Genomic DNA, 19634 nt, shown 5'->3' on the forward strand with positions numbered 1-19634 from the left:
CTAAAAAATTGGTTATAAGAAGAACCCCGCTTGATATACCACTACTTTTGATTATCGCCACCATGCTTATTTCTGCAATTGCTTCAAAAAACAGATATCTCAGTTTTTGGGGTGATTTTAATATGTTAGGTGATTCTTTTGTTAGCTTTATATTTTATATCCTTTTTTATTTTTTGGTTTTAAATAACGTAGATTCTGTCAAAAGGGTTGTTAAAATAATTATTGTTTTAGCTGTTTCTGGCGCGTTTTCCGCTCTATATTTCATTGGGCAGAGTTTTGGGATATTGCCCCTTAGCGGTTTACCCGTTCCTCGTTGGACGTTAAACTCGGATTTGCCAACACATTTTGGTTATTATATGACAGTTGTAATGATATTGGTTTTATCTTTGGTAATGGCGAAGATGCGAGGTTTTTTTAACAAGAAAAATATATTTGGACTCATTGCTTTATTGATTTTTTTCACCGCAATAGTCGTTCTTGGTTTCAAAAGCGTTTGGCTTATTGTTGCTATTTCAATTTTTTTACTTTTAGTTTTTGCCCTGTCAAGGATAGAAGAAGTAGAGGTGCCGTGGGTTTCTATAACTTTTGGTATACTTGTTATTTCAATTCTTTTTATTATTTTAGGGTCACCTTCTTTTTTAACTGCGAATTTGCCAACAGAGGTTGCCTTATCTCCCGGCGTTTCTTGGAAAGTATGCACGTCGGCTTTAAGCGAAAATTTAAAGAACTTTTTATTTGGTTCCGGACCGGCAACTTTTGTCTATGATTTTTCGGCGTTTAGGCCCGAAGTTTTTAACAGCAATTTTGCATGGTCTCTTCGTTTCAATAGGCCATACAGTACGATAATCGGTATTTTATCAACCAATGGACTTTTGGGCGCAATTGCCTGGATGTCAATGTTTTTAGTGGCATTGGGAACATTTTTTGTAATGTGGTTTGTAAAGAATCTGAGAATTAAAAAGAAAACAATAGACAAGCTTTCCGATTTAATTCATTTAGGAGAAGCGGGTGACGATTCTTTTACGCATACTCTTTATGCCGGACTTATGACTGGTTGGCTTACGCTTCTAATTTCAATGTTTTTTATAACTTTCACAACGGTTCATTGGGTTTTATTCTTTTTATGCCTTGCGCTCACATTTTTGCTCGGAATGGATTTTTCAAAAAAAGAAACAAATACATTTACATTGTCGCTAAAAACACTTCCGCAATATACGCTAATTTCATCTTTTATCTATATTTTGATATTTGCGCTTATTGTTGTTTTGGTGATTTTTTTAGGAAGATTTTATACTGCAGAGATTTATAAAGCGCGAGCAATACAATATTCTTCGGTGGGCAATCATACTCAGGCTGCGGCAGTAATGTTTAAAGCCGTTTCGTTAAGTCCAAGTTATTCTAAATATTATCTTGATTTGGCAAGCGCTTACATTGGAATGGCTGTAGTAGAATCACAAAACGAAGCGCCTGATCAGCAAAGAATTGCTAATTTGGTTGCTTCAGCCGTGAATCAAGCTCGCGAAGCTACTCGTCTTGCTCCAAATGATGCCGCCGGCTGGGATTTTCTAGCTACAATGTATGCAACCGCAAGACCTTTATCACAGAACGCTAACAGTTTTGCAATATCAGCTCTTGAGCAGGCAATAAAATTAGAAAAGACAAATCCACGATTATATTTAGACCTTGGAAGAGCGCGAGTTTTGCAAAAGGATTATAAGGGCGCACGTGAAGCGATGGAAAAAGCTGTTACGTTAAAAACTAACTATACCCTAGGTTATAATGTAATGGCCCAGTTAGATGAGCTTGAGGGCAAAGAAAACGAATCAATTGAGCATATGAGTGTTGCGGCTGCGCTTTCACCAAATGACCCTGTGCTTATATACAATCTTGGACGACTCTATTATAATAGGGCAAAACAAGACGACTTAGTCCGGGCGGAACAGTTATTTTTACGTGCCGCTACTTTGAATGAAAATTATGCAGATGCTCTTTGGTCTTTAGGCGTTTTGTACGAACGACAAGGAAAAACATCTCAAGCCCTACAGCTATATCGCAAAGTAGAAACATTAAATCCTGGCAACGAAAATGTAAAACAGAAGATTCAACGTTTAATTGGCACATAAGATGTTGCAGAGTGCTGGAAATGATAAGAGGATAAAAATAATTAGAGAGGGCTGGGGCCCTCTCTAAAAATCTTTAAAAATCTGCCAATAAAATCAGCGTTCGCTGATTTTATTGGCAGAAAATTTAGATGACTTGATATGAAAAATCATAAAAATAAAATAAAAAAATTAAGAAATGATAGAAAGACACAGGAAATAACCAAAACAATTTTAAAATTATGCATAGGCGGGGGATTGATTTTTTTGACAAGCGGGTATGCATACCCGAAAAATTATAAACAACTGATGAAAAAATTTACGGATTTGGAACGATATTCTTGTAGTAGAGTCAATGAATGCCTAAAAAGATTAAGGATGCAGGATTATATAAGATATGATGAGAATGACTTTACAAAACCTATATTTTTAACCAAGAAAGGATTTCAGCGCTTTAACGTTTTATCTCTAAGAGATAAAATAAAATCCCTAACGATGAAAAAATGGGACCATCTTTGGCGCTTGGTTACATATGATATCAGCGAGAAATATAAGCTCACTCGCAATAATTTTAGGCGAGAATTAAAATTATTAGATTTTTATCAGCTGCAAAAAAATATTTTTGTAATTCCTTTTTCTGTAGAAAGAGAACTTGAAGAACTTATAAAATCCTATCGTCTTTGGGACAGGGTATTGGTTTTGCAAGTTGCAAATCTTGGCAAGTATGAAGAAGACGTAAGAAATCATTTTTTTAATTTAGAAAAAACTAAAAAGAAAGGTGTAACTTGGACAAAAAAGATAGAATTGTAGTGCCAATAAAATTAGCGTTCGCTGATTTTATTGGCACTACCGAATTTAATAAATTTTATCGCGTCAATTGATTTTTTGGCTAAAAAAAGATACAATGGCATTATATGACGAAATTAGAAAAAGTTATTTTAGTCCATTATCACGAAATAGCTCTAAAAGGCAGAAACCGCCCGATGTTTGAAGATCGGCTTGTAAGAAATATTAAAAAAATGATTGGAGCGCAAATTACCGTTAAACGGCTATCCGGAAGGATTGAGGTTTGTGTGCCAGAAGCGCAAATTGAAAAAGCTCTTAAAAAAATGAGCAATATTTTTGGTATAAGCGGTTTTTCTAAGGCAGTAGTTCTTCCGACTGATTTTAAAAAAATAAAAAGTTCTACCTTAAAATTATTGTCCGAAGACTATTCTTTGAAAGATAGTAAAAAAACATTTAAAGTGGTAACAAAGCGCGGATATAAGCAATTTCCAAAAAATTCTATGGAAATTTCTGCCGAGATAGGTGCTTACATATTAAAAAATTCAGCATTAAAGGTAGATATTAAAAAACCAAAAATAATTATAAACGTAGAACTTTTAAAAGACAGAACTTATATTTATACAAAAAAGATGAGCGGACAAGGCGGATTGCCGATTGGCGTTTCCGGAAAGATGTTAGTTTTGATTTCTGGTGGGATAGATTCTCCGGTTGCCTCGTATTTTATGGCAAAACGAGGAGCAGAATTATTTTTTTTGCACTTCCATAGTTATCCTTACACGGATAAGGCCAGTATTGAAAAAGTTCAAGAGATTTTACATATTTTAAGCGATTTTGGAATAAACGAGAAAAATTTATGTCTTGCGCCGATAATTGATTTTCAAAAAGAAGTAGTAAAAAAAGTAAACCAAAAGTATCGAATCATTATTTATCGGCGATTAATGTATAAAGTTGCCGAAGCTTTGGCTAAGCAAAATAGATGGAAAGCGCTTATTTCTGGTGATAACCTTGGACAAGTTGCTTCGCAGACAATAGAGAATATGGCAGTAATCGGCGTAGGCATTGATTTACCTATAATGCGACCACTTGTTGGTTTCGATAAAGAAGAAATAATAGATTTTGCTAAAAGGATTGGGACATTTGAAACTTCGATTTTGCCTCATGGTGATTGTTGTAGTGTTTTTTTGCCAAAAAATCCGGCTACAAAAACGAGAATAACTGATATACTTATAGAAGAGAAGGCAATTGGTATGGATAAATGGGTGGAAAAAATAATAAGAGGTATCAAGTATTAAGTATCATGTATTATGGCGGAAAATAAACTTAAATCATTTACCGACTTGAATGCATGGAAAGAGGCGCATAAATTAGTATTGATGATATATAAAATAATAAAAGATTTTCCAAAAGAGGAGATATCTGGATTAACAAATCAAATTAGAAGGGCTGTAATTTCTATTACTTCAAATATTGCGGAGGAATTCAGTAGAAACTCTTGTAAGGAAAGAATACAATTTTATGCTATTTCATTAGGTTCCCTAAGCGAGTCACAAAATCAGTTATTGACCGTAAGAAACGTTGGATATATTTCAAATGATAAATTTAAAATTATTGCCGAACAGAATATACTTACAATTAAGCTTTTAAACGGTCTGATAAGAAGCGCAAGAAATTTTTCTTAAGCATAATTACACAATACTTGATACATAATATATGTTATACATTATAGCTACTCCCATTGGAAATTTAGAGGATATTACATTTCGCGCTCTTGAAGTATTAAAAGATGCGGATTTTATATTATGTGAAGATACACGGGTCACATCAAAACTTTTAGCACGTTTTAATTTAAAAATTCCGACAATAAGTTATCATCAGCATAGCAAATTGCAAAAACTTCAAAAAATAAAAGAATTGCTTGAAGAGGGGAAAGTTTTGGCAATGGTATCGGACGCTGGAACACCAGGGATATCTGATCCAGGCGGACAGTTGGTAGAATATATTTCAAAAGAATTGCCAGGTATAAAAATTATTCCAATTCCCGGCGCATCAGCTCTTTCGTCCGCTCTTTCTATCAGTGGATTTTCGGCTGATAGGTTTGTTTTTCTAGGTTTTCCTCCTCACAAGAAAGGAAGAGAAAAATTTTTTAAAGAACTTGTTGAATATAAATATACCGTTGTGTTATTTGAATCTAAATATAGGATTTTGAAAACTTTGGATGAAATAAAGAAATATAGTGGTGATAAAGAAGCTTTGGTCGCCAGAGAACTTACTAAAATGTTTGAAACGCTATATAGAGGCAAACTGAGCGAAATTTCTGAACAGATAGCGAAAACTACACCACGTGGTGAGTATGTAATTATAGTGAAAAAGTAGTATTATGTATTTTATATAGTATGTATCAAGCAAAAGAAGAAAAAACTCTAATAAAGATTCCGTCTCATAGGGACACAATATAGCATAATACGCAATACTTTATACATAGTACAGATTTATGAAATTATACAACACTCTAACCCGAAAAAAACAACAATTTAAGCCCTTGCATGACAAGCGGATTGGCGTTTATAGCTGTGGACCGACAGTTTATTCTTTTGCGCATATTGGAAATTTGCGATCTTATATTTTCGCTGATATTTTACATCGTGCTTTGGAATATGATGGATATAAAGTGAAACACATAATCAATATAACTGACGTTGGACACCTTGTTTCCGATGAAGATGAGGGCGAAGATAAAATTATTCGCGCGGCTAGGCTTCAGAAAAAATCCGCTTGGGAAGTAGCCCGTTTTTTTGAAAATCAATTTAAAGAAGATATAAAAGAACTGAATATTATTTTTCCTGATAAATTTGTCCGCGCGACTGAGCACATAAAAGAACAGATAGAGCTTATAAAGAGATTAGAAAAAAAAGGATATACATACAAAACAAAAGATGGGATTTATTTTAATACGTCGCGTTTCAAAGATTATGGAAAATTGGGTGGACAAAAAGCAGGAGAAAAAAAAGCTGGCGCAAGAGTGAAAATGGGTGAGAAAAAGAATATAACGGATTTTGCTCTTTGGAAATTTTCTCTACCTGTTGGTAAAAATGGAAAAAAACGTCAAATGGAATGGGCATCTCCTTGGGGTAAGGGATTTCCGGGTTGGCATATAGAATGTTCTGCGATGAGCCGTAAATATCTGGGACAGCCATTCGATATTCATACTGGTGGTATAGATCATATTCCTGTCCACCACACCAATGAGATAACCCAAAGCGAGGCAGCATACGAAAAACCCTTGGCGCATTTTTGGCTTCATAATGATTTTTTAACTGTTGATGGTGGAAGGATGGGAAAATCCGAAGGAAATTTTATACGTCTTTCAGAAATTGAAAAAAAAGGTTTTAATCCTTTAGCTTTTCGTTATTTTACACTTCAGGCTAATTATCGGACAAAATTAAATTTTACATGGAATGCGCTTACAGCATCACAAAACGCTTTAAATAAGCTATGGAATGAAGTAAGAAAAATAAAACCATCTTCGATTAAAAGAAAGTCTGCTGGTTGTTTAAAATTAGAAAAAAAGTTTGAAGTTGCGCTTGATGATGATTTAAATACTCCCGAATGCCTAGCTGTTGTTTGGGAATTGCTAAAATCCGGTTGTAAAGAAGGTGATAAGGCCCACAGTTTATTAAAATTTGACGAAATATTAGGATTGGATATTGGACGATATATGGGAAAAACGGAAATAATTCCTGAAAAAATAAAAAAACTTGCCAAAGAGAGAGAAAATGCGCGTAAGAAAAAAGATTGGAAGTCTGCTGATAAGATTCGTATGGAAATAGAAAGACAGGGATATGAAGTGGAAGACACTGATGCTGGTTTTAAAATAAATAAAAAATAAATCCCACCCCTACCTTCCGTCATTGCGAGGAGCGTACTCGCGACGTGGCAATCTTATTGCATATGCAGAATAAATTATACTATATCTATATACTTACAAATAACGATAATAAGGTATTATACACTGGTATCACAAGTAATTTGCCAGGTAGAATATATCAGCATAAAAGCAAACTGGCAGATGGGTTTACTAAAAAATATAATGTAGATAAATTAATATATTATGAAGTAGCAGAGACAGCTATATCTGCAATAGCAAGAGAAAAACAAATTAAAGCGGGTTCAAGAAAAAAGAAAATCGAGTTGATAAATAAAATCAATCCGGAATGGAAAAATTTATATAATGATGTTCTATAGTGAGATTGCCACGTCCTCCGAGTACGGACTCCTCGCAATGACAGCGAGGATTTTTGTTATATCCATCGTCGCCATCTAAAGAGTACTAACATAGACAATGCGCCACTCATCAAAAGGGCGGATATCTTCCAAAAACCCCAAGCCGTGTGCACTAATGGAGTGCCTTCTGCGCCGATTCCAAAAGCAGTGGCAATAAGCGACAAGGGAAAGGTTATGGTTGCGATAATCGTAAGAACTTTTGTAACTTGATTTACTCTATAATCAACTAATGTAGAATTTGCTTGATGCAATGCATTTATAGCATCTTTATAGCTTTCTAGGGACATATTTATTTCTTTTGCGTACTCTATTAGTTCTAAAAATTTGTTTCTATCGTTTTGTCTTGTAATATATTTTTTTGATTTTTCTACAAATTTTTCTAAAACATATCCATGCGAGCGAATAGACCGCTGAAAATCAAAGATATTTGTTTTGATACGAAGAGTCTGTTCAACTGTTTCTTTTTTTTCGTATTTTTTATTATAAAAAAGCATATCTTCTACTTCCTCGATATCCATATTTATATGCCTTAACATTGGAAAACAATAATTAAAGAGCTCAGTTAATATCTCATAAAGTATTAATCCTGGATGGTCGCACATTTTTTGTGAAGGTTTGGCGCTACAGGAAGCAAATATTTTTTGGATAATAGGAGTTTTATTTCCATGAACAGTTATTAATGTATTTTTCATTATAAAGAAATCAATCTCTTCAGTATATATGTCGCCATTTATACGGTTATAAACCGGAAAATGAATGATTAAAAATAAATATTTTTGTCTTTCAATCATTTTCATCCGCTGAATTGGAGGTAAAACATCAATAATATCTTCTTTATTAAGATTAAATTTTTTAGCTAAGTAGTCCATCTGCGCCTTACCCGGCTGGGTTACATTAATCCAGCTTATTTTTTTCATTTTTAATTCATTGACATTTCTCATATTGATTTACAGAATAGCTAAATTTAATTTTGTATACATCCTTTTTTATTATAGCATATTTTTACGTATATTGTTATAATATAAATTAGATATAACTTAATAGTTAATTTTTTGAATATGGCTATTGAATTGTCGTCACAAGAAGTGCCTGTGGATAAAAAAGTAGAACAGAAGGAAGGATTTGAGCCAATTTTAGAAAAAAAATTGGAATCAGAGGCAGAAACATTAAAAGAAACTAAAAAATTAAATGCAGGGTCGCCAGTCGGCGTTGTTCAAGATGAAATTCTCCACGATGAGGAGCTTATTGAGATAAAAGGCATATTGTCAGAAGATATTTTAGGATTATTTAAACAGATGTCTTCTTTGCGTCAACAGGTTTTCAGAAGACGAGGAGAAGATATTGCTATAAAAATAAAGCTAACTATGCAAAAAACGCGGGTTAAAGCATCAGATATTTTTGAGCTTATAAAAAATTGGCTTAAAATGATACCGCGTTTAAGCTTATATTTTTTGGAACAGGAAGCAAAGATAAAAACGGATAAAATATTAGGTTTGAAGAAAGATGGGCAGGCGATTGAAAAATAAAATATAAATTACACATGTTTTTTTGATATATGCAATTATTAGACTTCATCCAAGCAAATATTAGCAGTTTTTTTGTAAGCCCGATTGCTCCGGTTATCTTTTTTTGGTTATTCATCTTATTTTTTATAGTTGGCTGTGTTGTTATAGTTATATCGGTCCTTAGAAAAAAACATAAAGCTGAACTTGCGTCGCATATTAAGATATTCAAAATTTCTGTACCAAAAGAGGCGGGTGAAAAAAAGGGTGAACAAGAAAGGACGAAAGCTCTTTCAGAAATTCAGGAAGATATAGCGGTTATGGAAAATTTGTTTTCCGCTATAGGCGGACTTAAGCCAGAATCAAACTTTCATTCTATCGTTTACGGAAGACACGATATCTTTTCTTTCGAAATAGTGGTAGAAAAGGGATTAATATATTTTTATGTCGCTACTCCCGCGAGATATGCAAACTATCTAGAAGAACAGGTTTTGGCGCAATTTCCTTATGCTCAGATTAAAGAAACCTCTGATTATAATATTTTTTCTCCTCGCGGAGTGGTAAAGGCCGGATATTTAAAATTTAAACGGCCAAGTTTTTTTCCAATAAAAACTTATAAAAAAATGGAGTCAGACCCATTAAATTCTCTTTTAACCGTTCTTTCAAAAATAAAAAAAGAGGATGGGGTTTCTATTCAGCTTGTTATGAGACCGGCTGGTGAAAAGTGGAGAAAAAAAGGTCAGCGCGTTGCCCAAGAAGTTCAACAGGGTAAAAAAATATCGCAGGTTTTAAGCGAAATGACTTTTTTGGGGCAGATTTGGTCTATCTTTAAAACAGGAGGCGCTGTAAAAAAGAAAGAAGCAGAGACACAGTATCGTCTTTCTCCTTTGGAGGAAGAGATGGTAAGGGCGCTTGACGAAAAGTCAGCTAAAGCGGGGTTAGACGTAAACATCAGAGTTGTTGTTTCCGCCGAAACAGAGGCTATAGCAAGTGGGTATGCTTCTAATATAGTAAACGCTTTTTCACAATATAGCTCATATCAATATGGAAACACATTTATAAAATCAGTACCAAGCGTGATGAAAACGGTTCGTGATTTTATTTTTAGAAGCTTTAGCTCTAAATATTCTATAATTTTGAATGCTGGAGAACTATCCAGTATTTTTCATTTTCCACTTCCTGATACAGAAACACCTAATATTGCCTGGCTTTCTGCCAGACAAGCTCCTCCGCCAAATAATTTACCAGAAGAGGGGACTATACTTGGCGAATCGGTTTTTAGAGGGCAAGAAAAAATTATATTTATTAAGCCGGCAGATCGCTTGCGACATATGTATGTTATTGGCCGGTCGGGAACCGGTAAATCCCATTTTCAGAAATATATGGCCATACAGGATATAAAAAGCGGTAAAGGGCTTTGTATAATAGATCCACATGGTGATTTGGCCGAGGATTTACTAAATCACATTCCAAAAGAGAGGGCAGAAGACTTGATTTATTTTAATCCCGCGGACCTAAGAAGGCCGATGGGTTTAAATTTGCTTGAATATGACCCTAACTACCCTGAACAAAAAACTTTTGTCATAAATGAAATGATAAATATTTTAGATAAACTTTATGACTTAAAAACAACTGGCGGACCAATGTTTGAGCAATATATAAGAAACGCGATGCTTTTAATAATGGAAGATCCAGAATCCGGTTCAACTTTGATGGAAATATCAAAAGTTTTAGCAGATGCGGATTTTAGGAAATATAAGTTAACCAAGTGTCATGATCAGATTGTCTATGATTTTTGGACAAAAGAGGCGGAAAAAGCAGGGGGAGAGGCTGCGCTCGCCAATATGGTGCCTTATATTACTTCAAAATTAAATCAATTTATTTCTAACGAAACAATGCGTCCTATTATTGGACAGCAAAATTCAGCTTTCAATTTTCGAGAAGCAATGGATTCTAAGAAAATAATACTCGTCAATCTTTCAAAGGGCAAAATTGGCGAACTTAACTCCTATCTTTTGGGGCTTATAATCGTTGGAAAAATTTTGGCAGCCGCTCTTTCCCGAGCGGATTTGTCAGAAAAAGAACGAAAGTCGTTTTACTTATATATTGATGAATTCCAAAATTATACTACCGACAGTATTTCTATTATCCTATCGGAAGCCAGAAAATATGGGCTTGGACTTATTATTGCTCATCAATACATCGGACAGCTAACAAAAGGCGGAGATACGTCAATCCGCGATGCTGTTTTTGGCAATGCCGGAACAATGGTAGCTTTTCGGATTGGAGCAGATGATGCGGAATACCTGGAAAGAGAATTCTCACCCGTTTTCAGCGCGCGTGACCTTATAAATATAGAAAGTCGGAATGCATATATAAAATTATTAATAGATAATACGGCTTCCCGACCGTTTAGCATGCAAACACTTCCACTTCCGCTTTCCAATCAGATATTGGGTGAAAAAATTATGCAATTGGCTCGTTTAAAATATGGAAAAAATAGAAAGTTAGTGGAACTTGAAATAAAAAAAAGAGCTCGCGTTTGATAAACAATTAATAAAATTAATATGGAAGAAGAAAATAAAAACGAAGAAGTAGTTTCCGGAATTGATAAAAATCAGATATTATTAAAAATTTTATCTGATTTGAAAATCGGATTAGAAAGTGCAATAAAAATTTTGGGCGGAGATGAAGGAATGGAGCGGATGAAGACGAAGATAAGAAGCGGACAAGACGAAAAGGATACCGGAAAAATTATAGAAGGCGTTTTTGCCGGAGATAAGATGGTTGGCGCTGATGGGGCTTCGTATAATATACCACAAAATTATGCTTCAAAATCAAAACTTTTAGAAGGGGATATATTAAAATTGACCGTTACTCCGAGCGGAAATTTTATTTATAAGCAGGTAGGTCATGTGCCAAGAAAACGGCTTATGGGGGAATTAATTGTAGACGAAGAGCAAGAAGAGTATTGGGTGGCAACAGAATCGGAGAAATGGCGAGTTTTGAAAGCTAGCGCGACATATTTTAAGGGACAAACAGGGGATAGGGTTGCGTTTTTGCTTCCGGAGGATGCTCCTGCGAAATGGGCTGCAGTAGAGAATATAATTAAGAACGACCAAGAAGGATTGTAGATATTAAAAAATAATTTAAAATAGGAGGTTCATACTTCCTTTTTTATTTCTTCGTATTTCGTATCACGTGCTAGAACGTATCCCTGTGGAACAGATTTATATTAAAATTTTCCCTCCTATACATAATACGTAATACTTGATACATAATGCACTTCTTAGAATATGGGTGATTGTATTAAATCTTATTTTTGGGTAAGATATATAGTAATCGTAATTTTAATTTTATGACGCAAGTATTATACCGAAAATATCGTCCCAAATTTTTCGGCGAGATTATTGGTCAGGAGCATATAACAAAAACACTGGAAAGCCAGATTTCAACCGGAAAACAAGTTCATAGCTATCTTTTTACTGGCGGAAGAGGCATTGGGAAGACAACCATTGCTCGTCTTTTGGCGAAAGCGTTAAATTGTACAGAAAGAAAAGAAAAACAAAGCGAGCCCTGCGGAAAATGTGTTAATTGTTTAGCTCTTCAGGCGGGAAATTCTCTAAGTATTGTAGAAATTGACGCTGCTTCACATACAGGAGTTCAGGACGTCCGTGATAAAATAATAGAAAACGTACGTTTTACTCCGGTTGGAGCAAAGTATAAGATTTTTATCATAGATGAAGCGCATATGCTCTCAGGAGCGGCTTTTAATGCGCTCCTAAAGACCCTTGAAGAACCTCCGGAATATATTATCTTTGTTCTTGCAACTACCGAAATCCATAAGATACCTGCAACAATACTTTCCAGATGTCAGAGGTTTGATTTTAAAAAACCTACCATAAAAGATATTGTTAAAAAATTGGAGTTAATCAGTAAAGAAGAAAAGGTAAAGATTGATAAAAGTATTTTAGAAAGGATAGGCTATCTTTCAATGGGAGGAATGCGGGATGCCGAAAGTTTATTGGGACAAATTTTGAGCTTGGGAATAAAAGATATAAAAAATGAGGACGCAAACCTTATTCTTCCGCAAGGTGATTTTTCTGCGGCATTGGATCTTTTTGAATATTTAGTTAATAAAGACGGTCGCAATGCAATAATTTCTCTAATTTCTTTGGGAGAAGATGGTATAAACTTCAAGTATTTTTTTGATAATGTAATTGAAATTGCAAGAAAGGCGTTGTTTTATTCAATAACAAACCGAGATGACGAATTTTTGCCGGTTGATATAAATAAAAAAATAAGTGTTTTAGCAGATTTTGCGGGTAGAGTAAACCTTTTGAAGATTTTAGACACATTGCTTGCTAGGCGCTCGGAAATAAATAATCTTGATATCCCGTCACTTCCTTTGGAGATGGCTGTGGCAGAGATTTGTGGAGAAGATAAGAAAGAATCTTACGATGAACAGAATAATCAGAATATTGAAAATGATAATTTTGAAAAAAAACTACCTGCTATTAAAAAAGATAAAATAGAAGCTCCCGGTGATTTATTAGAGATTCAATCTAAATGGCAGGATGTTCTTAATAAAATAAAAGATCATAATCATTCACTTCCTTTTGTTTTGAATACTGCAACACCACTTGATTTTGATGGAAAAACACTTGTTTTAGGTTTAAAATTTAAGCTTCATAAGGAAAAACTGGAAGATATAAAGAATCGCGAAATCTTGACAAATGTTCTAAAATCTGTTTATAATAAAGATATTTTAATAGCCGTAAAACTTGATGAAACCATTGGAGAGATAAGTAGCGAGGTTCAAAATGAAGATGATGAGGTTGATGTTGAGAGCGAATTTAAAATATAGTTAGTTCTATTTAGTGCTCGGGGATCGTCTAATGGTAGGACAACAGGTTCTGGACCTGTTTATCGGGGTTCGAATCCCTGTCCCCGAGCACTGAATAGAACAAGGACGTGAAGCATGTCGGACGAACCACTCTTTAGAATAGAATTTGCTGATTTTAGCCAGCCGGAAATTAAAATGTGTGATTGTGGTTCTTTGCCTCCTCACGCTTATATAATTCTTGGTGATTTCAGGTCTGCCCCAATATCGGCAAAATATTGGGGCAGGGGACTTTTAAAAGTAGAACCAATTTTGTCTTTTGGTGAAGATTTAGCAAGAGAACTTTTGCACGAATTTGAAAAATTACCATTGCCTGAAAGGGGTCCAAGAGATATAGAATGTGAGTTTCATCCGAAAAACTCTGCCATCAAACTAAACCCATTAAAAGAAGATCAATAGGAGGAAACGTGGATTATCCAAGGGTAAAGATGTGCAATTGTGGGTCCTTGCCACGTCACGCGCACATATGGCTTGGTAGTCATATAAAAATGGGAACTGCTTTTAGCACACAGTCAAAAGGTGTTCTAAGAGTTATAGATTGGTATAAGAAAAAGCTTATAACCCGTGCAGTTGTGGATAGTCTTTGTAGACAAATCTGTCTATTGAACTTGCCAAAGAGCACGAGAAAAGATATAAGATTCAATCACTAAACCGCCTATGCGGTTTTTTTAATTGCAATGAACTGGTATAATACAATTATTATAAATAATTTATTTAATCTATGAAAAATGAAGGAAAGATTTTGTGTATCGTGCTAACTTTTTTTGGCACAATTTTATTGCTCGTAGTAATACTGTTTGCATATCTGTGGATTAAGAATCCATTTGGTATAAAGGACACTCTTTTTAAAAGTTCGGCAGAAAAAATAGGCAGTACGAGTCAGACATACGATCACCCCGGCTTAACCGATTCACAAGAATCGTTATTAAGATCTGTTGGTATTGATCCTGCAAAATTACCGGAAAAACTTACTCCGGAGCTGGAGTCTTGCTTTATTGCAAAATTAGGAGAAAAAAGAGTAAATGAGATAAAGGCTGGATCTGAAATAGGTCCTTTAGATTTATTAAAAGCAAATTCTTGTTTATAGTATGGAAAAAATTGAAAGTAAAGATAACGCTAAAATAAAAATTTTGCGTAAATTATCGCAAAAAAAATATCGGGACGAATTGGGATTATTTATTGTAGAAAATATAAAAACCATTCAGGATGCGGATTTGACTCCGAAAATGCTTTTTGGAACTAATAAAAAAATATTAGAAAAATTAAAATCCGATGAAAAATATTTAATAAACGAGGAGGTAAATAAGTCGTTTTCCAGTCTTGACACTCCATCCGGTATTGTTGCGTTATATAAGAAAGAAGAAAAGAAGATATCATATTCTTCCAGAGTTGTTTATTTAAATGGGATAAATGATCCGGGGAATCTTGGCACAATTTTTCGAACCGCCCTTGCTTTTGATTTTAACCATATTGTAGTTGATGAAAAGTGCGCGGATATTTATAACCCAAAAACCATACAGGCGGGAAAGGATGCTATTTTTAAACTCAGCATAACGCATGATAAAAATTTAAAAATTTTGAAAGAGATTAAAGAGAAAATGAATATTATTTCTACTCGACTTGAGGCCGGAAAGAGTCCGGAAAAGTTTAGAAATAAAAAAATATGTCTAGTTTTGGGAAGTGAGGCGCATGGTGTGGATAGGTCAATACAAAAATTATCAAATGATTTTATAAAGATAAAAATTTCTAAAGAGATGGAATCGCTAAATGTCGCAATAGTCGCAGGAATAATACTTTACTCAATATAAAAATACCCCCGACAATCGGGGGTATTTTTATTTAATATTCGTACGCGCCTCTATCTGGCGCCGATCCAGATGGCCGTGCTTTTCCGGTAAAATCCGGACTAGTAAGCCCTGCCCAAGTATAACCGGAATTAATTGCCGGGCTTGTGCTTTGTAAACTTAGATTAAAGTCATCTGTTGCAACTTTAGTAAATTGTGGATTTTGGCATAAATCATTACTGCCTGCCGGACAAACCGAAGCTTGGTCTTTAACGTTATAAATAATAGAATAACTGTTATTAAAACTTATACTATTTGTATTTGTCCAAATTAAGCAGGTTTGATCTCCACCGCTATAATCTTTGCTTCCATAAAATATGTTATTAATGGAATTGACTGCTTGAGGAGTGTTGACTGATGATTCTGCGATTATTAGGCAGTCGCCTTCGCCATACACACTATTATTATAGAGGTTCATTTGGCTATTACCTTCAAATGTAAGGGCAATGGCGCTTCCGCCCGATCGGCATTCGTCTACATTGTAGGTAAATGGCTTTCCGTCAAAATACCCACAATTACTTATTGCGACACTATCGGTAACGATAGAATTTCCTGCTACTTTGATTTGGTCGCCGGCATTCCCTTCCGCGATTGTCCGTTTTATTGTGATAGTTCCGTCCCTGTGGTATAGGAGGTCAAGACCATCAGAAGTATTGTGAGAAAATGAAGAATCTTCAATAATCCAATTTGCATTTGTTTGGCCTGTTCCTAACCCATCGCCATATCCGCCGGCAGTTTGTGACCAACAGCCAATCGGCTGGTCTCCGGGATAAGTTTCTCCACATCCGTTCCAGTTTACGTTTACATTTTTAAAGGCAATGGTGCCGGAGTTGCTGTCAGTACCTTCTATATCCCCATCCCAGCCAGCCCAGCCATTTGCCACAATATCAACATTTTCCAATGTCCAGTCCGTTAGACGCCCTGCGTTGATTCCGTTAACCGCAAGCCCATGAATATTTAAGTTTTTTAATAAAACATTAGAAGAGTCTGATGCCAGAATACCGGTTGCCGCCCAAGGTCCGTATGGATAATCATCACGCTCGCACTCTAATGATCCTGTGTGGTCTTCTACGCATTGGCTATGGTCTGTAATTTCAAGACACTGAATTTCGACATTGCTTCTTTTTCTTAAATCAACGATTCCCCAAGGGCGCTCTACTCCAAAAAATTCTGGTTTAGTAGCGCATCCTGTATTCCAGTTTTGTCCCAAAATACGGGTTGGTTGACTGACTGTTCCTGAAGGTATAGGAAGCATCATACAATCATATGGATAGTCGGTATCACAATTATCATCGCCTGGCGCGCCATATCCCATCATATATGAACCATCTGCTATAACTAGAGTATCTCCTCCGTTAATACGTTTTGTTCCATTTGGCGGAAGCGCTATAAATGGATGGCTCCATGCGCAAGCTTGGCCTGTGCCACTGCCAGAATATGCAACATTCGCCAGTCCTGTGCACTGCGTTGTATTTCCGCCGTTGGTTCTTATGTAGTACGTTGTGCCATATTCGCTGACAATCGGCTCTGGTTCTGGAGTTACTTCTGGCTCTGGAGTTACTTCTGGCTCTGGTTCTGGAGTTATCTCTGGTTCTGGAGTTATCTCTGGTTCTGGAGTTGGAGTAGGTGATGGAGAAGGGCTCGGCGATGGAGATGGGCTTGGTGATGGAGAAGGGCTCGGCGATGGAGATGGGCTTGGTGATGGAGTCGGGGTTGGATTAGCATTCCCGCTATTCATAATTTTTTTTGCATTTTTATTTGTATTAACAAAAGTAAATTGTGACATTATGGTCGCAGGGCTATAGCTATTTTTTGTTTCTATATTGGCGCCAATTTCATAATTTATAAAAAAAGCGGTTGGGATATCAATTATTTTTTTATTCCAATCAACCCCATACAACTCTTTTGCAAGCGCTTCAGTCTTAACCCAGCGCAGTTTTCCGTCATCGCCGATAGCATAGACTTTTGGATCGGTTTGTATTTTTAACATTTTTGCTCCCGGTCTGCAGTTCATACTTCCCTTAAAAGGGATTGTTGCCAATTCCGCATCAGAGATAGTGATGACATTCAAAAAGTTGTTATACCAAGTTTTAAATGTCGCTTCGTTTGGAAAGGCATACCTTCCACCGTCAGTTGCATAATAATATATTGCTGAACTACTGCCTTTTATGAGTGAACCGGCAGTTAGATTCGATGTGGTCGCTTTTATTCCGATAGGAAGAAGCAACAATAATGAAACAAGCAACAAAAGATTGACTTTTTTCATATAAATTCTTATTAATGACCAGAGATATGCCCAGCCCCGCTTTTATATAAAATTGGCGTTGGGTATATTTCTAGAGTTAGTGTTTTTATTAAATTTTTAAAAGTATGTTTATTATACTATAATTGTATCATATGTTGTATTTTTTAATAATCACTTCAATTTTATTGTTTTCATCCGGAATTGCCGGTTTTTTAGCTGCACCATATGTTCCGACCAGAAAAAAAGACGTAGAGCGTTTTTTAGAGTTGGCACAGGTAGAAAAAGGGGATATTATTTATGATTTAGGATGTGGAGATGGAAGAATATTGAAAGCGGCAAAGAAAAAAGGCGCAAGAGCTATTGGTTACGAATTTTCAATTCTAAATTATATTTTTTGTAGATTACGTGGGATTGAAATGAGATTTAAAAATTTTTTTAAAGCTGACTTTAAAGATGCGGATATTGTCTATATGTTTTTATCGGCAAAAGCGCATAATAAAATGGGCAAAATTTTACATAGTCAAATGAAAAAAGGAAGCAGGATAATTTGTTACGTTTGGCCAATAGCTAGTTTTAGTCCTGAAAAAATAGATAAAATTCCAGGCCGATCTAACTTATATTTATATAGAGTTTAGTTTTGTGGTATACTATAATTAGTAATTAATAATTTGTAATTCGTAATTGATAATTGATTTATGTACGCATATTTTAATTTTCGCACAATGTTAAGGTTTTTAGGAATTTTTATTGCTACACTTATTTTAGTTTCTATAGTTCCTTCTTTTACTGATGCAATTACTATAACTTATATTTCTCCAATTCCGGTAGCTACCATTTTTGCAATCGTAATCGCTTTTTATATTAGCAATGCAATAACAAGAATGGAAAATATCCAAACAAACGTCGCTGTGGAGCTTAGCCGTTCGCGCAGAGCATATCATTTGGCAAATGGCTTCACTTCGTCTCAGGACCTTAAGAAGTGGGGAAAAGAATTGCAGGACTTGGTTATTGAATATTTACAGAGTTTCGGAGGTCATGATTTTGGTGAATACAATAAAAGCAGTAAAGAATTTCGCGAAATTACATACCATATCTATAAAATGGATCCAAAGTTATTAAAAACGCCAAAAGAAATTGCGATTTATGAAGAATTATTAACAACAACGCGAGAATGGGCGATGGTTCGCCAAAATATAAGCGAAAGAAAAAAACAGCGAATATCTCTTTATAGCTGGGTGATACTTTGGTCAATTTCGGCAATACTCATCTTATTTTTAATGCTTTTGCGAACTCAGGATATTTTTAGCACCAGGATTGTCGCAGGGCTTTCTATTGTTGCTGTTTTATTTACTCTGGATTTATTATGGGAAATAAACAATTTAAGCAAGCCGGAGCGCAGAATTTTTGCGCGTAAATATTTATTTAATGTTGACAAGTTAAAAGTAAATTTGCCGGATGAAGGATTGGTAAATAAAAAAAACACCAAGATAAGAAATTAAGAAATCAGGAAAAAAATAAAGCGACATCATTTTTTTAAAAAAAGAAGCCCGCTCTTGTGAGTGGGCTTTGGTTTTTGTGGGTTTGGCTTTTGGATTGGCTTTGGTGGGAAAGAACGAGGGGATTTTTGGAAAATTTTTGGGGTACGCAGGACTTGTGTTAGCGCCCGGACTTCTTTTGGCTTCCGTAAGAGGCTTGCCGATTTTTTTTCTTTATCGGGCAAGAAGCTCTTACCTGCGTGGCGCTTAAATACAATCTCGTCCAACCATGATAGGTCTCCTTTGTGTGAGCGATCACCGCGACTCGGTAGGCGACGACCATATCGTCTATTGCGATGAATCCAGCCAGATGACAGTGTTTGCGCCGGGGTCTAGCAGTTGTTACCCCAATTTCTATGCTATCGGCGCTTAAATATCCTTCAGCTTCATCACTCCTTTTGCTCGAGGCCTCTCATTTTCTACCACAGGGATAATTGTA

18 protein-coding genes, 1 tRNA gene and 1 pseudogene are annotated in these 19634 nt (G+C 35.4%); 18 read left to right on the top strand and 2 right to left on the bottom strand.

The window, feature by feature from the left end:
- From COU51_02070 to COU51_02100, 7 genes are all read left to right on the top strand, one after another.
- Positions 1-2123 (top strand): hypothetical protein (locus COU51_02070; GenBank protein PIR66778.1); only part of this gene is annotated, 2123 nt, incomplete at its 5' end.
- A gap of 138 nt (positions 2124-2261) precedes the next feature.
- A complete protein-coding gene (locus tag COU51_02075; protein PIR66779.1) occupies positions 2262-2909 on the top strand; it encodes a hypothetical protein in 648 nt (215 codons plus the stop codon).
- 104 nt (positions 2910-3013) lie between these two features.
- A complete protein-coding gene (locus COU51_02080) occupies positions 3014-4177 on the top strand; it encodes a tRNA 4-thiouridine(8) synthase ThiI (GenBank protein ID PIR66780.1) in 1164 nt (387 codons plus the stop codon).
- Positions 4178-4189: 12 nt separating this feature from the next.
- Positions 4190-4564, top strand: a complete 375-nt coding sequence (locus COU51_02085) for a four helix bundle protein (GenBank protein PIR66781.1) — start codon at positions 4190-4192, stop codon at positions 4562-4564.
- A gap of 31 nt (positions 4565-4595) precedes the next feature.
- Positions 4596-5258, top strand: coding sequence for a 16S rRNA (cytidine(1402)-2'-O)-methyltransferase (gene rsmI, locus COU51_02090; GenBank protein PIR66782.1), 663 nt, complete (start codon positions 4596-4598; stop codon positions 5256-5258).
- Between the two features lie 118 nt (positions 5259-5376).
- Positions 5377-6771 (top strand): cysteine--tRNA ligase, encoded by a 1395-nt coding sequence (locus COU51_02095; protein ID PIR66783.1) that lies wholly within the window; start codon positions 5377-5379, stop codon positions 6769-6771.
- 62 nt (positions 6772-6833) lie between these two features.
- Positions 6834-7127: an excinuclease ABC subunit C gene (locus tag COU51_02100; protein PIR66784.1), complete on the top strand. Its 294-nt coding sequence runs from the start codon at positions 6834-6836 to the stop codon at positions 7125-7127.
- 56 nt (positions 7128-7183) lie between these two features.
- On the opposite strand, the gene COU51_02105 is transcribed toward COU51_02100, so the two are convergent.
- On the bottom strand, positions 7184-8107 hold the full coding sequence (locus COU51_02105) for a hypothetical protein (protein PIR66785.1): 924 nt from the start codon (positions 8105-8107) through the stop codon (positions 7184-7186).
- A gap of 117 nt (positions 8108-8224) precedes the next feature.
- Here COU51_02105 and COU51_02110 point away from each other — a divergent pair, with 117 nt between their 5' ends.
- The 8 genes from COU51_02110 (at position 8225) to COU51_02145 (ending at position 15379) form a co-directional block, all read left to right on the top strand.
- Positions 8225-8692 carry a hypothetical protein gene (locus COU51_02110; protein PIR66786.1) on the top strand — a complete coding sequence of 156 codons (468 nt, stop codon included), beginning with the start codon at positions 8225-8227 and terminating at the stop codon, positions 8690-8692.
- A 29-nt stretch (positions 8693-8721) separates the two neighbouring features.
- A complete protein-coding gene (locus tag COU51_02115) occupies positions 8722-11214 on the top strand; it encodes a hypothetical protein (GenBank protein ID PIR66787.1) in 2493 nt (830 codons plus the stop codon).
- Between the two features lie 21 nt (positions 11215-11235).
- A complete protein-coding gene (locus COU51_02120) occupies positions 11236-11802 on the top strand; it encodes a hypothetical protein (protein ID PIR66788.1) in 567 nt (188 codons plus the stop codon).
- A gap of 224 nt (positions 11803-12026) precedes the next feature.
- Positions 12027-13535 (top strand): DNA polymerase III, subunit gamma and tau, encoded by a 1509-nt coding sequence (gene dnaX, locus COU51_02125; protein ID PIR66789.1) that lies wholly within the window; start codon positions 12027-12029, stop codon positions 13533-13535.
- Positions 13536-13552: 17 nt separating this feature from the next.
- Positions 13553-13623: transfer RNA gene (locus COU51_02130), tRNA-Gln, on the top strand.
- Positions 13624-13649: 26 nt separating this feature from the next.
- Positions 13650-13970, top strand: coding sequence for a hypothetical protein (locus COU51_02135; protein PIR66790.1), 321 nt, complete (start codon positions 13650-13652; stop codon positions 13968-13970).
- Positions 13971-14292: 322 nt separating this feature from the next.
- Positions 14293-14658 carry a hypothetical protein gene (locus COU51_02140; protein PIR66791.1) on the top strand — a complete coding sequence of 122 codons (366 nt, stop codon included), beginning with the start codon at positions 14293-14295 and terminating at the stop codon, positions 14656-14658.
- 1 nt (position 14659) lies between these two features.
- Positions 14660-15379 (top strand): hypothetical protein, encoded by a 720-nt coding sequence (locus tag COU51_02145; protein PIR66792.1) that lies wholly within the window; start codon positions 14660-14662, stop codon positions 15377-15379.
- A gap of 1558 nt (positions 15380-16937) precedes the next feature.
- On the opposite strand, the pseudogene COU51_02150 reads toward COU51_02145, so the two are convergent.
- Positions 16938-17132, bottom strand: a pseudogene (locus COU51_02150) (signal recognition particle-docking protein FtsY).
- 680 nt (positions 17133-17812) lie between these two features.
- On the opposite strand from COU51_02150, the gene COU51_02155 reads away from it, so the two are divergent.
- The 3 genes from COU51_02155 to COU51_02165 all read left to right on the top strand — a co-directional run bounded on the left by COU51_02155 (position 17813) and on the right by COU51_02165 (position 19406).
- Positions 17813-18295 (top strand): hypothetical protein, encoded by a 483-nt coding sequence (locus COU51_02155; protein PIR66793.1) that lies wholly within the window; start codon positions 17813-17815, stop codon positions 18293-18295.
- A 60-nt stretch (positions 18296-18355) separates the two neighbouring features.
- Positions 18356-19159, top strand: coding sequence for a hypothetical protein (locus COU51_02160; GenBank protein PIR66794.1), 804 nt, complete (start codon positions 18356-18358; stop codon positions 19157-19159).
- Between the two features lie 67 nt (positions 19160-19226).
- Entirely contained in the window at positions 19227-19406 is a 180-nt protein-coding gene (locus COU51_02165) for a hypothetical protein (protein ID PIR66795.1), read from the top strand.
- The last annotated feature ends 228 nt before the right edge of the window (positions 19407-19634 follow it).

The organism is Parcubacteria group bacterium CG10_big_fil_rev_8_21_14_0_10_36_14 (assembly GCA_002772895.1).
GTDB lineage: Bacteria > Patescibacteriota > Patescibacteriia.